Below are 14,149 nucleotides of genomic sequence, written 5' to 3'. Positions count from 1 at the left end.
TGGTATGAAACTTCTCATCGTCGGCCTGGGCAGCATGGGCAAACGCCGCGCCCGCCTGACCCGGGGCCTGCTGGGGGCGGAAAACGTCCGCATCTGCGGCGTGGACAGCGCCGAAGCCCGCCGCACCGAGGCTCTGTCCCTGGAGCTGTGTCAGGCAGCCTACCCCTCCATTGGGGAGGCCGTGGCAGCCGAACACCCGGACGCCGCCCTGGTCTGCACCTCGCCTTTGAGCCATGCGGCCATCATTTCGGAGCTGCTGGACGCGGGCCTGCCGGTGTTCACCGAGCTGAACCTGGTGGACGACGGCTACACCGAGAACCTGGCCAAGGCCAGGGAAAAGGGTGTGCCCCTCTTCCTCTCCTCCACCATGCTCTACCGCAAGGAGACCCAGTACATCAAACGCCGTGTGGCTGAATTCGGCCGCCCGGTGCATTACATTTACCATATCGGCCAGTACCTGCCCGACTGGCACCCCTGGGAGAACTACAAGAACTTCTTTGTGGGCAACGCCCGGACCGGCGGCGTGCGGGAGATCTTCGGCATCGACCTGCCCTGGCTGCTGGATGCCTTCGGGGATGTGGAACACATGACCGTCCAGACCGACACCATCAGCGACCTGGGCCTGCCCTATCCCGACTGCGCCACCCTGCTGCTGCGCCACAAAGGCGGGGTACAAGGGGTGCTGGCGGCGGACGTGGTCAGCCCCAAGGCGGTGCGCAGCTTTGAATGCTTCGGCGACGGGCTGCACCTCTTCTGGGAGGGCAACCCCAAGGCCCTGTATGAGTTCAGGGACGGGGACAAGCAGCCGGTGGACACCTACGGCAGCTTTGAGCACGACAGCCGGTACAGCGACAACATTGTGGAGAACGCCTACGTGGACGAGCTGGCCAACTTCTTCGCCGTGCTGAAAGGGGAGGAAGAACCCCGCTGGACCTTTGAGAAAGACCGGGCAGCCATCCGGCTGATGGACGCCGTGGCCCAGGCCTGAATACGGCACTGCCCCCACAAGAAAGGGCTCTGTTATGATACTGTTCAATCTGATGGAAATCTTTGTCCCTGCCATGTTTGTGCTGGTGGTGGGACTGATGGTGGTCATGGTGATCCGCAACGTGGCCGAATGGTCCCGCAACAATGCCTCGCCCCGGCTGAGCAGCCCCGCCACCGTGGTGGCCAAGCGGCAGCACCATTACAGCTACAACAACGGCGGAGGCGGCACCACCTACTACGCTACCTTTGAATTTGAGAGCGGCGACCGTCTGGAACTGCGCCTGCCTGCCCGGGAGGCCGGCCTGCTGGCCGAAGGGGACCGGGGTATGCTCCACTTCCAGGGCACCCGCTTCCTGGGCTTTGACCGCCAGTGACTGCCCCATTACATCTGACAAAGGAGTGAGGAACATGGGCACTGTCACCGCCCTGTTCATCGGCCTGGGGTCCATCGGGACCCGCCATCTGAAAAACCTGCATGCCATCTGCGAAAAACAGGGCCTGACCCTGTGCGCCCACGCCCTGCGCAGCGATTTGAACCGTCCCCTGCGTCCCGGCGTGGCGGAGCTGCTGGCGGCCCAGTTCACCACCCTGGAGGACCAAGCCGCCCTGCCCCGGTATGACATGGCTTTCATCACCAACCCCACCAGCCTGCACGCCGCCGCCCTGGAACTGGTCCGCGGGCGGGCGGGGGCTTTGTTCATTGAAAAGCCCATCTTCTCCGCCGAGGAGACCGGCCGGACTCTTTCCGACCTGCTTCCTGCGGGGCAGAAAGCCTATGTGGCCGCCCCCATGCGGTGGTGCGGGGCCATGCTGGCGCTGAAAAAGCACCTGCCCGAGCTGCGTCCCTACTGCGCCCGGGTGATCTGCTCCTCCTACCTGCCCGACTGGCGCCCCGGGGTGGATTACCGCACCGTGTACAGCGCCCACAAGGCCATGGGGGGCGGGGTGACCATCGACCTCATCCACGAATGGGACTACCTGGTGGAACTCTTCGGCAAACCGGAGGCGCTTTACAACCTGCGGGGCCAGTATTCGGAACTGGAGATCGACTCCGACGATGTATCGCTGTATATCGCCCGATATCCCCACCTGCTGGTGGAGGTGCATCTGGACTACTTCGGCCGGGGCTACCGCCGCAGCATCGAGCTCTTCTGCCCCACCGGGTCCGCCGTGGCGGATTTCGGCGCCGGCACCCTGACTTTGCCCGACGGCACGGTGGAGGACTGCCGGGAGGATGTGAATGAACGGTATATCCGGGAGATGGAATACTTCCTGCACTACGCGATGGAAGGGGAGGGCGACAGCCTGAACACCCCCGCCACCGCCCTGGATGTGCTCAAACTGACTTTGGGGGAACTGTAATATGAAACGTCTGCTCATTACCGTCTGCGGCCGCGCCGGCAGCAAAGGCTTCAAGAACAAAAATCTGAAAACCTTCTGCGGTCATCCGCTGGTGTATTATTCCCTGAGTGCCGCGGAACTTTTTGCCAAGAATCATCCCGAACTGCACATCGACTTCGCCCTGAACACCGACAGCCCCGAGCTGGCGGAGCTGGTGAAAGCCCGGTACCCGGAAGTGGTCTTTCTGCCCCGGGGCGAGGAACTGGGCGGGGACAAGGTGCCCAAGATGGCCGTCTACCAGGACAGCCTGCGCCGGATGGAGGAACAGACCGGCGCGGCCTATGACTATCTCATGGACCTGGACATCACCAGCCCCCTGCGCACCGCCGCCGACATCGAGAACGCCTTTGCCAAAAAGCAAAGCCGCCCCGACCTGGACCTGGTGTTCAGCGTCTGCGAAGCACGGCGCAATCCCTGGTTCAACATGGTCAAGACGGTGGGCGACCATGTGGAGCAGGTGAACAAGAGCGAATTCACCGGCCGCCAGCAGGCCCCGGAAGTCTTTGATGTGAACGCCTCCATCTATGTGTTCAAGCGGGACTTCCTGGCCAATAACACCGACGGCATGCTCTGGCGGGGCAAGATCGGGGTCAGCGTGATGATGGACACCGGCATCATCGACATCGACTCCGAACACGACTACCGCCTGATGGAGGCCATCGCCGCCCATCTGTACGAGAACTATCCCGACTTCGACGCCGTGCGCCGCAACATCCGCGGCTGAGGGCGTCCTGGCTGCAAAGGAGACTCCATGGAAACGAATATCCGCCGCCGCCAGCGTCAGAACGTGGGGGCAGCCTTCGGGCTGTCCCTCTTGCTGGTGCTGGGGGCGTATTTCCTGCTGGGCTTTGCGCCTTTCGGGGATGACACCATCCTCACCGGCGACCTCAACGGCCTGTATGTGAACTACATCACCGATATGTGGCGCCGTGTGCGCGAAGGCGGCTTCTTTTACAGCTTCGCCAAGCTGTGCGGGGGCAGCACCTTGGGTCTGTTCGCCTACTACATGAGCAGCCCCTTCAATCTGGCCTATCTCCTCTTCCCCGTGCGGGCCATCCCCTATGTGGCCCAGGCCGTCTTTGCGGTGCGGGTGGCCTGCACCGGCGCGGCCTGCTGCTTCTTTCTGCAGCGGCACTACAAAAGCGCTTCCCGCCTGCTGCCGGTGCTCAGCCTGGGGTACAGCCTGTGCGCCTTCTGCGTGGTGTACAACCAGAACATCATCTGGATGGATGTGGTCCTGCTGGCACCGCTGGTGCTGTGGGCGGTGGACGAACTGGTGGACAAGGCCCGCCACTGGCCTCTGACCTTTCTGGTGCTGGCCTGCGTGCTGCTCAACTTTTACACCGCCTGGGAAGTGTGCCTGTTCACCCTGCCCTACTTTGCCTACCGCTGGTGGGGCACCGACCACCCCTCCGCTTCTCTGCCCCGGCGGGTGGGGCTCTTTGCCGCCTCCGGTGCTTTGGGGGCGGGCCTGGGTCTGGTATTGCTGCTGCCCGCCCTGCTGGAAGTGGAGCAGAGCAAGGGCGGCCTGTTTGAGATGGAATTCTCCCTCAAACCCAACTTCCCCCTGTGGCAGCTGCCCTACCGGCTCTTCTTCGGGGATTTCTTCTGGGATGATGTCACCGGCACCCTGCCCAATATCTATTGCGGCGTCTTCTGCGTGGTGCTGGTGGTCCTCTTCTTTGCGGGAAAAAGCGCTTTGCGGCAGAAGCTGGCCGCCGGGGCGGTGCTGGCCGTCATGGCCCTCAGCTTCTGGCTCTACGGCATCGACCTGATCTGGCACGGCTTCAAGCAGCCGGTGTGGTTCCCCTGCCGGTACAGCTTCCTGGTCAGCCTGTTCCTGGCGCTGCTGGCCGCCAAAGCCCTGCTGGAAGGGGCGCCCCGCCCCAAAGCCCTGGTGCTGGCCGGGGGGCTGGGAGCCCTCTGGTGCGTGGGCTACTGCTTTGCCTCCGGGGAGACCTTCTCGGTCTTCAAGGTGGCGGCCACGGTGGTGGTCTTTGCCGCCACCCTGGCCTGTGCGGTCTGGCTCCACTCTTCCCGCCGTATGCTGGCTCTGGCCGGGGCGGTGGGCTTCGGGGTGGTGGCCGTGGGGGATATGGGCGCCAACACGGTGCTGGCCCTGCGCAAGTTTGAAAGCTACACCGTCAGCGGATTTGAGGAATTCTACGACCAGAACACCGCCGCCGTGAACGCCATCCGTGCCCTGGACGGCGGGTACTACCGCATCGAGAAAAACTTCATGCGCACCCTCAACGACCCCATGCTGCTGGGGTACTGGGGCATCAGCCACTATTCCTCCACCAAGGCCAGCTCGGCCAAGGAACTGCTGGAAGCCCTGGGCTACATCAACTACTCCACCTACGGATGGGGTTCCACCGGGGTGGCGGACAGCCTGCTGGGGATCCGCTACCTGTACAGCGACGGCTCCCGCCTGGTACCCGGCCAGTATGAGGCCCTGGACACCGGCACCGAACTTTCCGTGTGGGAAAACCCCTGCGCCTTGCCCATGGCCTATGTGGGCTCCTCCGACGCTTTGAACGTGTCCATTGCAGACAGCGAAAATACGTTTGAACTGCAGAATGCCATGCTCACCGCCCTGGTCCCCGGCACCCCGGATGCCCTGCTGCCCGCGGACCTCAGCTTTGAGCAGCCGGAACAGGGCATCCTGCTCACCTTCACCGCCCCCTGCGACGGCCCCTGTTATCTGGCCATCCCCACCCTTACCGACATGACCCCGGCGGACGTGGCGGTGAACGGCACCCTGCTGGGCGAATACTTCAACGGGGATTCCCTGGGCGGGGTGTTCCCCCTGGGCACCTTCCAGAAGGGAGAGACGGTGGAGCTGCGCCTGGGCTTTGCGGACAGCGAGGAAGCCCGGGCCGCCATCCAGGTGTACAGCCTGGATGAAAGTGTGCTGGCGGCTGCCTCCGCCACTTTGCAGGCCACCGAACCGGAAAAAATGACCATCCGGGAGGGCGGTCACATCGACCTCGTCGCCACCGGCACCGCCGACGCCGACCTTTTGGTTCTGCCCTTTGCCTGGGAGGATTCCGCCCACTGGAAGCTCACCGTCAACGGGGAGAAGGCCGAGACCGAATGTGTCTTTGGCGGCTTCATCGGGGTGCGGCTGCATGAGGGCGAAAACCATGTGGAGCTGCACTACGCCCATCCCGGCGCGGCGGCAGGGCTGGCGGGCACCGTGGTCTGTGCGGGCATCGCCGCGCTCTGGTTTGCCCGGGAAAAACGCCGCAAGGCGAAAGGAGAGAACCCATGACCGATCGTGCCATTGAGATGGTGGTGGAAGCGGGCAAAGCCATGCTGGAAAACGGGGGCGAGGTCTTCCGCGCCCAGGACACCATGGAGATCATGGCCCGCAGCCTGGGCATCCGGGAATTCCGGGTGTATGTACTCACCAACGGCATCTTTGCTTCGGCGGAAGGGGAGGACGGTCCCATCAGCGCCGTGCGCCACGTGCCCCGGGTGAGCATTCATCTGGGCCGGGTGGAGGCGGTGAACGCCATTTCCCGGGAACTGGCCGCCGGCAAGCTGGACCTGGACAGCGCCGAAAAGGCCCTGCAGGACGCCTGTGCCATCCCGGCCTACGGGTTCCGGGTGTCGCTGCTGGCGGGCGCGGTGGGCAGCGGCTGTTTTGCCTTTCTGTTCGGCGGCGACGGACCGGAGATCGTCACCGCCTTCTGCGCCGGCATTGTGGAGATGCTCATCATGCAGCTCTTCCACAAAGGCGGGGTGAGCAAGGTCTTTACCGACATTGCGGCGGCCGCCGCCTGCACAGCCCTGGCCCTGGCCATGCGGATGGTGTGGGGAGCCGGGTACAATCCCAGCGGCGCCATCATCGGCGCCCTGATGGTGCTTACCCCCGGCGTGGCCCTGACCATGGGCATCCGGGACATCATCAATGCCGACTACCTGTCCGGCACCATCCGCCTGTTCGACGCCCTGCTCTGCGCCGGGTGTCTGGCCTGCGGCGTGGCTCTGACCTACATGGTGGCCGTCAGTCTGTGGAGGATCCCCCTGTGATGAACCTGCAATTTTTCGGCAGCTGTGTGCTGCAGTTCTGCGTTGCCATGGTGGCAACGGTCTGTTTCAGTCTGGCGTTCCAGGTGCCCCGCCGCCACTTCCTGGCCTGCGGCACCGCAGGGGCGGTGGGCTGGGTGGTGTACATCATCTGCACCGCCGCCGGCCTTTCCATGCCCGCCGCCACCCTGGTGGCCACCTTCCCCCTGGCGGGCATCTCCCGCTTTTTTGCCATCACCCACCGGGCACCCGTCACCCTGTTCCTGCTGTGCGCCATCTTCCCCCTGGTGCCCGGGGCCGGTATCTACTACACGGCTTATTATCTGCTCAACAATGAACAGGTGCTCTTTGCCAGCAAGGGTGTGGAGACGTTGAAGACCGCCGTGGCCCTGGCCATGGGCATCGCCATCGTCTGCAGTATCCCTCTGCCCCGCAAACTGTCCCGCCATCAGTATCGCGGTCCCAAAATGAACTGAAAAACAGCGGTGTGCCCAGGCACACCGCTGTTCTGTTTCCCGTTTTTGATCCTTACCGTCCGGCGTTGCCCAAAATCCGCCCCAGGTCCGCCAGGATGTCATGGGGCAGCATGGTCATCTGGCTGGTGCGGGCGGCGCAGGCATCCGCCGCCGCTCCGTGCAGCCACACCGCACAGTACGCTGCCTCAAAGGCGGGCAGTCCCTGGGCCAGCAGGGCCGCCAGCATCCCGGCCAGCACATCCCCGCTGCCGCCCCGGGCCAGACCCGGGTTGCCGGTGGTGTTGCGCACCAGCCGCCCGTCCGGGGCGGCCACCAGGGTACCGGTGCCCTTCAGCACCGCCACACACTGGAACCGTCTGGCGCAGCGCTGCGCCGCCCCGGGCCGGTCCGCCTGCACCGCCTCCACCGTGGTGCCAAGCAGGCGGGCCATCTCTCCCGGGTGGGGGGTCAGCACCGTGTCCCGGGGCAGGAACGGGGTGGTGCCCAGGTCCCCGGCGGCTATGGCGTTCAGGACGTCGGCGTCCAGCACCGCTCCGCGCCAGGGCGCGCCGATGCCGCACAAAGCGTTCAGCACCCGGCCGGCGCTCTCCCCCAGGCCGGGGCCGGCCAGCAGAACGGCGGAAGTCCCGCTGAACCGCTGGCGCACCGCCGCCGCATCCGCCGCCAGCACCCCGCCGTCGGCGTCGGTGCGGCAGGGCAGGGCACAGCATTCGGGGGTGCGGGTCAGCACCAGCTGGATCACCGGCTCCACGCTGGCCAGATACACCAGTCCGGCGCCGGTGCGCAGGGCGCTCTCACAGCACAGGGCCGCCGCGCCCCGGTAGGCCATACTGCCCGCCACCGCCGTCACCCGGCCGTAACTGCCCTTGTTGGTGTCTGCCTCCCGGCGGGGCAGGCAGGCCAGGACCTCCTCCCGGCTGATCTCGTGCATACAAAAGCCCCCTTTATGGCACGCGGGAACGTGCCGTTTTTCCCATTATACCCCCAAAAAACCGAAAGGAGCAAGACAATGGTACCTGAACTGGAACGTTTGATCCAAAAAAGCAGCCGCCTGGTGTTTTTCGGCGGCGCCGGTGTTTCCACCGAGAGCGGCATCCCGGATTTCCGCAGCGTGGACGGTCTGTACCACCAGACCTTCCGCTATCCGCCGGAGACCATGCTTTCCCACACCTTCTTTGTGCAGCACACCGCCGAATTCTTTGACTTCTACCGCAAAAAGCTCATCGTTCACGGGGCCAAGCCCAACGCCGCCCATCTGCGGCTGGCGGCCCTGGAAAAGGAGGGCAAATGCAAGGCGGTGGTCACCCAGAACATCGACGGCCTGCACCAGGCCGCGGGCAGCAGGACGGTGTATGAGCTCCACGGTTCCACCCTGCGCAACTTCTGTACCCGGTGCGGCAAATTCTACGGGGTGGACTTCATCGAGGAAGCAGCCGGCCACGGGGACGGCGTGCCCCATTGCACCGAGTGCGGCGGCCTGGTCAAGCCGGATGTGGTGCTCTATGAGGAAGGCCTGGACGAAGCCACGGTGGAAGGGGCCATCCAGGCCATCGGTCAGGCGGACCTGCTCATCGTGGGCGGCACCAGTCTGGCGGTGTACCCGGCGGCGGGTCTGCTGCGGTATTTCCGGGGCGATGAGCTGGTGGTCATCAACAAGCAGCCCACCCCGGCGGACGAGTCCGCCAGCCTGGTGCTGCACCTGCCCATCGGGCAGGCACTGGGCCCGGATGCTGTAAAACCGGAGAATCCCGAAACCCCGTGATTTGCACAAAGAAACGCGAAAAACTTGGGCAATGTGCGGATTTTTTTGGCGTTTTTTTACAAAAAGACTCTTGGCTTTTTTGTCTGGTTCTGTTATGATAGAAATATAGTCTGCATGAACTATCGGAAAGCAGACATGTGGAACAGCAGGGGGGCTGGAAGGTATGGCAAGTGCGTTGACAGACTTTGTGAAAAAGCGGGAATTTCTGGTTTGCATGGACTCAGACGGCTGCGTGATGGACACTGTGCGCATCAAGCACTGCACCGTCTTCTGCCCGGAGCTGATCCGTGTGTTTTCGCTGGATGAATATGCCGATATGATCACCTCCGCCTGGAAGGAGATCAACATCACCGGCATCACCCGGGGCATCCCCCGGTTTGAGAGCGTGGTGCAGATCTTTGACCGGCTGAAGAACCGCGGGGTGGAAGTGCCCGGGTCGGAGGATATCGCCGCCTGGGTGCGCACCGCTTCGGAGCTGAGCACTGCCAGCCTGCAGCAGGAGATGCTGCGCACCGGCAGTCTGGCACTGCGCAAGCTGCAGGAGTGGAACAACGCCTGCAACCGCCGTATCCAGGCCCTGGAACCCACCTTTGAGCCTTTCCCCGGGGTGGAGACCAGCCTGCGCCAGCTGCACGCCGTGGCTGACGTGGCGGTGGTGTCGGCGGCCAATGAGTCCGCTATCGAGAGCGAGTGGACCCGGTACGGTCTTTCCCGCCATGCGGACGTGATCTTCGGCCAGGAGGTGGGCAGCAAAGCCAACTCCATCGCCGTCATGCTGGCCTGCGGGTATGAGAGCCGCAAAGTCATGATGGTGGGCGACGCCATGGGGGACGCCCAGGCCGCCGCTGCCAACGGGGTGGCCTTTGTGCCCATCCTGCCCGGTAAGGAGGCCGAAAGCTGGCGCCGCCTGCAGGAGGAGGCCCTGCCCAAACTGCTCCACGGCACCTTCAATCCCACCTACCAGAACGAATTGCTGGCGGCGCTGCGCAGTGCTCTGCACGGCTGATGACCCCGGCTTTGCGCAAGGCCCCCCGCCCGGGGCCTTGCGTTTTTTTATGGGGTTTTCCGGGATTTTCAGATACAATTCGGGTACAATCGCTCCATATGATAAAGGATAAGGGGGCCTGTGTGGATGAATCGGATCCTGATTGTGGAAGATGAACAGACCATTTCCCGGCTGATCGAAGTCAGCCTGACCCGGGCCGGGTATGCATGTACCGTGGCCAACGACGGGGTGAAGGCCGCCGACCTGATCCAGGACAACGACTTTGACCTGGCGCTGCTGGACATTATGCTGCCTGGACTGGACGGCTACGACCTGCTGGAATACCTGCGGCCCATGGGCACGCCGGTGATCTTTATCACCGCCAAATCCAGCGTGAAGGACCGGGTCAGGGGGCTGAGCCTGGGAGCGGACGACTACCTGGTCAAACCCTTCGAGGTGGAGGAACTCATCGCCCGGGTGGAGGCAGTCCTGCGCCGCACCGGCCGGGGCGGGCAGACCCTGACCGCCTTTGATGTGACCCTGGATCTGACCGAGCGCCGGGTGATGCGCGGCGGTGAGCCGGTGGACCTGACGCCCCGGGAATTCGCTTTGCTGGAACAGCTCATGCGCAACCGGGGGGCGGCGCTCTACCGGGACGTGCTGTATGAGCGGGTGTGGGGCGGCGAGATGGCCGATACCCGCACCCTGGACCTGCACATCCAGCGGCTGCGCAAAAAACTGGACTGGCACGACAAGATCGAGACGGTCTATCGTGTGGGATACCGGCTGAAAAAAGAGTGAGGTGCATCCCCGGGACGCACCGGAAGGGAACCGCCTATGCGATTTTCGGAAAAACTGGTCTGCACCATCCTGCTGGTGGTGGTGACCTTTTTCGCCCTGGGGGGCAGCGCCCTTCTGTACGGCGATTTCCAGGACCGCCTTTCCTCGCTGGCGGACCAGGAGCAGAACCGCCACGATATGCTCTGCTATACCCTGGAAAATGAGATCCTCTCCCTGCACCGCCAGGGGGAGGCCGTGACCGAATCCGGCCTGGGCAGCTTCTGCGCCGATCTGCTGGAACCGGCGGAAGGGGGCACGGCCCAGCTGGCCGCCCTCTACCACACCGACAGGCAGATGGGGCAGGGGGCGGTGTATTCCTGTCTGCCCGCGGTCTGGGGCGCCAGTGTGCTTCCCGGCAGCGGCCAGCAGGCCATCCTGCGCAGCGGCGATTCCCTGTGGCGGGTCTACTGCACCGACCTGCTGGACGGGTGGACCCTCTACTCCGCCTATGATCTGTCGGAGGCCTTTGCCGCCCGGTCCCGCAGCCTGCAGCGGTTCCTGCTGCTGGAGGCGGCGGTGGTCATCGGGGCAGCGGCGGCGGCCGCCATCTTCAGCCGCAAACTCATCCGGCCCCTGGCTCTGCTGAACCAGGCCAGCCGGCGCATTGCGGCGGGGGACTATGCCCTGCGCACCAACGTGCGCACAGACGACGAGATCGGCCAGCTCAGCGAAAGCTTTGACAGCATGGCCGCCGCCGTGCAGGACAAGGTGGCGGCGCTGGAACTTTCGGTGCAGCAGCGGGAGGACTTCATGGGGGCGTTTACCCATGAACTCAAGACCCCCATGACCGGCATTTTGGGCTATGCGGACCTGTTGCGCAGCATGCAGCCAGACCCGGCGGAACAGCGGGAGGCGGCGGGAGCCATCTACCATGAGGCCCACCGTCTGGAAAGCCTCAGCGGCAAACTGCTGCAGCTGCTTCACCTGGACGAGGAGGAGCTGGCCCTGGGCCCGGTGGCCCTGGACCGGGCGGTGACCATGGCGGTCAAGGCCGCCCGCCCCGCCCTGGAACAGAACGGCCATGCCCGGGTGGAGACCCTGTCCACCGGACTCTGGGTGCAGGGAGATACCGACCTGCTCTGTGACCTGGTCCTCAACCTGATCACCAACGCGGCCAAGGCCGGACCCGGGGGGACCATCACCGTTTCCGCCGAACAGGCGGGCCGGACGGTGCTGCTCCGGGTGCGGGACCAGGGCTGCGGCATTCCCGCTGACCAGCTGGCCCGGGTCACCGAGCCTTTTTACATGGTGGACAAGTCCCGCGCCCGCAAGCAGGGCGGCAGCGGGCTGGGGCTGGCGTTGTGCAGCCGCATCGCCCAGGCCCACGGGGGGACCCTGACCATTGACAGTGCCCCCGGCAAGGGGACGGCGGTCACCGTCACCCTGCAGGCAGTATCAAAACCGAAAGAAGGGGGTGCCGTATGAAGCGGAACCGGAAGCGGGGCTGGATGCTGGCTTTGTGCGCCGCCGCCATCGTGCCCCTGGCAGCCATCCCCCTGGGATGGTTTGCCCTGACCGACGCGGCCATGGTGGGCCAGACCCACACCCAACAGACCCCCTACACCTCCCTGGTGCCCACCGGGGACGACTACTATCTGCTGCGCCAGCTGAACACCCGGGTGGAGCTGGCCTGGCGGAACTACAACGGCCAGATGTATTCCACCGAAGACGGGGTAGAAGGCATGTACTTTTCCGGCGCCACCTACTCCGGCGGCATGACCTACGCCGATGCGGATATGCAGCAGTACCGGGATGAGGTTCTCCAGACCCTGGTGGATGGAGGCGTGCTGCCCCAGGCCTGGTGGGACCAGGTCAAGGAAGAGATCGACTACTGGGCGGCCCCTACCTATTACAGCACCGATTCCCTGGGCTTTCTGCGGCTGAAAACCTATGTGGGGGAAAATTCCCAGACCTGCCTGCTGAACATGGAGGTGGACAGCCGCACCGGCAAGGTGGTGGCGCTGTGGATCAGTGCCCTGCAGAGGCATGAGATCGATCCTGCCGTTGCCCTGCCCGCCTGGGTGGAACTGAACGAGCTGGACGGGCTGGGGGACTGGACCGTGCCGACGGGCACCGACTATGAACAAAGCGGCCTGTACAGCGAGAACGGACAGGCCCTGATGACCTGCGCCACCGGGGAGGATACTTTCAGCAGCAGCGGCGAGACCCGGCAGTTCCTCAGCCTGCAGCTGGGACCTTACACAAAGGAGGTGAGCGGATGAAACACCTGCTGATCCTCGGGCCGGCGCTGTTGCTGGTCTTTCTTACCGCCTGCGGGAGCGCGCCGTCGGACACCGCCACCACCGAGACCGCTGCCACCGCCGAAACCGCCGCCACCTGGACGGTGGGGAAGATGGAGCCGCTGTACAGAGCCAACAGCCAGGGCTATTACCGGACAACCTACCGGGAGCGGGAGGGCGGTAACACGGTATATGCTTACGACCTGATCACCAGGGTATCCTTTGATACCCTGGAAGAGGAAGTCCTCTGCCATCTGCCGGGGTGTGAGCACGACACCCCGGATTGTGTGTCCTACATCAACATCCAGACCTCCGATGTCATCCTGGCCCAGGAGGACGGGTCGGTGCTGATCTACCATCCGGCTTTCTCGGAGAAGAGCAATCAGGTCCTGCTGCAACAATACCAGCAAATTCTCAATGACCCGGTACAGATGGAGACGGAGTTCCCCGGAGAGGCGGGGAAAGCCTATGTGCAGGACTGCATCGACATGCTGCAGAAGCCCAGCTATGTGGACCGCATCAGCGCCGACGGCCTGACCCGGGAGAGGCTGGTCACCCTGCCGGAAGGGGTAAACCCCGGGCTGGTCTGCCGGGACGAAAACGCCCTGTACGGGATCGTGAAAGAGGGCGTCTTTGAAGCGGCCACCAACATCTACGGGGTGCGCATCGGTCTGGACGGGCAGGTGGATACCTTTTCCATCCCCGACCCGGACTACACCACCCTGCTGGGCGGCTGGAACGGACAGCTGGTGCTCTGCCATACCCGCAGCCCGGTGGACATGAACACCATGTACCTGTACGGCAACTACGACGGCTATTATGCCCTGATAGCGCAGGATACCCATGACTGCTGGCTGTATGACCCTGCCACCGGAGCGGTGGACAAGATCCGCCTGCCCGACCAGAATGTGGAGCTGTGGCAGGTGGTGGGGGATCAGCTGCTGTACAACCGCAAGGAGGCGGGCCGGTACACCCTGTGCGCCTACGACCTGATGACGGGGGAAGCCCGTGCCCTGTGCGAGGAAAGCAACATGGGGACGGACGCCTTACCGGTGCAGAATCTGGGCGGGATGCCTCATTTTGTGGTCAGCTATCTGAACGGAAGCATCACGACGGTGGAACTGTCCACCGGGTTGACCTGGTCCCAGGCCGAACTGGGGGAAATGGCCGAGGAGATCCCTGCCGGATTCTATGTGAACCGCCCCGTGTGCGAAACCGCCGACGGAAACCTGTTGCTGGAACTGTACAGCAACAGCTACCGGAACCCGATCTACCTTATGGTGCCCAGCCCCGTCACACCGGAGGAGGACGCGGCGGATGTGTCCGCTTCCCTGCAGGCAATACAGGACTACTTGCAGGTAACACAGGACTACGAGGAGGCCGCGGAGGAACCCTCGTCTTGACGGCGGCGCAAAATACATTT

The 14,149-nt window shown here is 64.1% G+C and carries 14 protein-coding genes; 13 read left to right on the top strand and 1 reads right to left on the bottom strand.

Annotated elements, in window-relative coordinates; translation table 11 throughout:
• Window positions 1-4: 4 nt before the first annotated feature.
• From AC127K_RS05320 to AC127K_RS05290, 7 genes are read left to right on the top strand one after another with little or no spacing between them, the layout of a single operon-like run.
• Window positions 5-988, top strand: coding sequence for a Gfo/Idh/MocA family protein (locus AC127K_RS05320; protein WP_294539499.1), 984 nt, complete (start codon window positions 5-7; stop codon window positions 986-988).
• A 34-nt stretch (window positions 989-1,022) separates the two neighbouring features.
• Window positions 1,023-1,361, top strand: a complete 339-nt coding sequence (locus AC127K_RS05315) for a DUF2500 domain-containing protein (RefSeq protein ID WP_483721836.1) — start codon at window positions 1,023-1,025, stop codon at window positions 1,359-1,361.
• A 34-nt stretch (window positions 1,362-1,395) separates the two neighbouring features.
• Window positions 1,396-2,349 carry a Gfo/Idh/MocA family protein gene (locus tag AC127K_RS05310; protein ID WP_483721835.1) on the top strand — a complete coding sequence of 318 codons (954 nt, stop codon included), beginning with the start codon at window positions 1,396-1,398 and terminating at the stop codon, window positions 2,347-2,349.
• Between the two features lies 1 nt (window position 2,350).
• Window positions 2,351-3,112, top strand: coding sequence for an acylneuraminate cytidylyltransferase family protein (locus AC127K_RS05305; protein ID WP_483721834.1), 762 nt, complete (start codon window positions 2,351-2,353; stop codon window positions 3,110-3,112).
• 27 nt (window positions 3,113-3,139) lie between these two features.
• Window positions 3,140-5,662: a YfhO family protein gene (locus AC127K_RS05300; RefSeq protein WP_483721833.1), complete on the top strand. Its 2,523-nt coding sequence runs from the start codon at window positions 3,140-3,142 to the stop codon at window positions 5,660-5,662.
• The gene (locus AC127K_RS05295; protein WP_483721832.1) at window positions 5,659-6,426 is read left to right on the top strand and encodes a threonine/serine exporter family protein; all 768 of its coding nucleotides are present in this window, start codon (window positions 5,659-5,661) and stop codon (window positions 6,424-6,426) included. The genes AC127K_RS05300 and AC127K_RS05295 overlap by 4 nt, the downstream gene beginning before the upstream one ends.
• Window positions 6,426-6,899 carry a threonine/serine exporter family protein gene (locus tag AC127K_RS05290; RefSeq protein ID WP_294539485.1) on the top strand — a complete coding sequence of 158 codons (474 nt, stop codon included), beginning with the start codon at window positions 6,426-6,428 and terminating at the stop codon, window positions 6,897-6,899. The genes AC127K_RS05295 and AC127K_RS05290 overlap by 1 nt, the downstream gene beginning before the upstream one ends.
• A 52-nt stretch (window positions 6,900-6,951) precedes the next feature.
• On the opposite strand, the gene AC127K_RS05285 is transcribed toward AC127K_RS05290, so the two are convergent.
• Window positions 6,952-7,830: an NAD(P)H-hydrate dehydratase gene (locus AC127K_RS05285; RefSeq protein ID WP_483721831.1), complete on the bottom strand. Its 879-nt coding sequence runs from the start codon at window positions 7,828-7,830 to the stop codon at window positions 6,952-6,954.
• Between the two features lie 78 nt (window positions 7,831-7,908).
• On the opposite strand from AC127K_RS05285, the gene AC127K_RS05280 reads away from it, so the two are divergent.
• The 6 genes from AC127K_RS05280 to AC127K_RS05255 all read left to right on the top strand — a co-directional run bounded on the left by AC127K_RS05280 (window position 7,909) and on the right by AC127K_RS05255 (window position 14,129).
• Window positions 7,909-8,661: an NAD-dependent protein deacylase gene (locus AC127K_RS05280; RefSeq protein WP_483721830.1), complete on the top strand. Its 753-nt coding sequence runs from the start codon at window positions 7,909-7,911 to the stop codon at window positions 8,659-8,661.
• Window positions 8,662-8,824: 163 nt separating this feature from the next.
• The gene (locus AC127K_RS05275) at window positions 8,825-9,667 is read left to right on the top strand and encodes an HAD hydrolase-like protein (RefSeq protein ID WP_294539475.1); all 843 of its coding nucleotides are present in this window, start codon (window positions 8,825-8,827) and stop codon (window positions 9,665-9,667) included.
• 126 nt (window positions 9,668-9,793) lie between these two features.
• Window positions 9,794-10,447 carry a response regulator transcription factor gene (locus tag AC127K_RS05270; RefSeq protein ID WP_483721829.1) on the top strand — a complete coding sequence of 218 codons (654 nt, stop codon included), beginning with the start codon at window positions 9,794-9,796 and terminating at the stop codon, window positions 10,445-10,447.
• Between the two features lie 36 nt (window positions 10,448-10,483).
• Window positions 10,484-11,911, top strand: coding sequence for a sensor histidine kinase (locus AC127K_RS05265; protein WP_483721828.1), 1,428 nt, complete (start codon window positions 10,484-10,486; stop codon window positions 11,909-11,911).
• The gene (locus tag AC127K_RS05260) at window positions 11,908-12,708 is read left to right on the top strand and encodes a hypothetical protein (RefSeq protein ID WP_294539464.1); all 801 of its coding nucleotides are present in this window, start codon (window positions 11,908-11,910) and stop codon (window positions 12,706-12,708) included. Before AC127K_RS05265 ends, AC127K_RS05260 begins: the two co-directional genes overlap by 4 nt.
• On the top strand, window positions 12,705-14,129 hold the full coding sequence (locus AC127K_RS05255) for a hypothetical protein (protein WP_483721827.1): 1,425 nt from the start codon (window positions 12,705-12,707) through the stop codon (window positions 14,127-14,129). Before AC127K_RS05260 ends, AC127K_RS05255 begins: the two co-directional genes overlap by 4 nt.
• Window positions 14,130-14,149 lie beyond the last annotated feature (20 nt).

The sequence above is a fragment of the Subdoligranulum sp. DSM 23681 genome (assembly GCF_057005535.1).
This window is presented reverse-complemented; position numbering and strand designations above follow the sequence as displayed.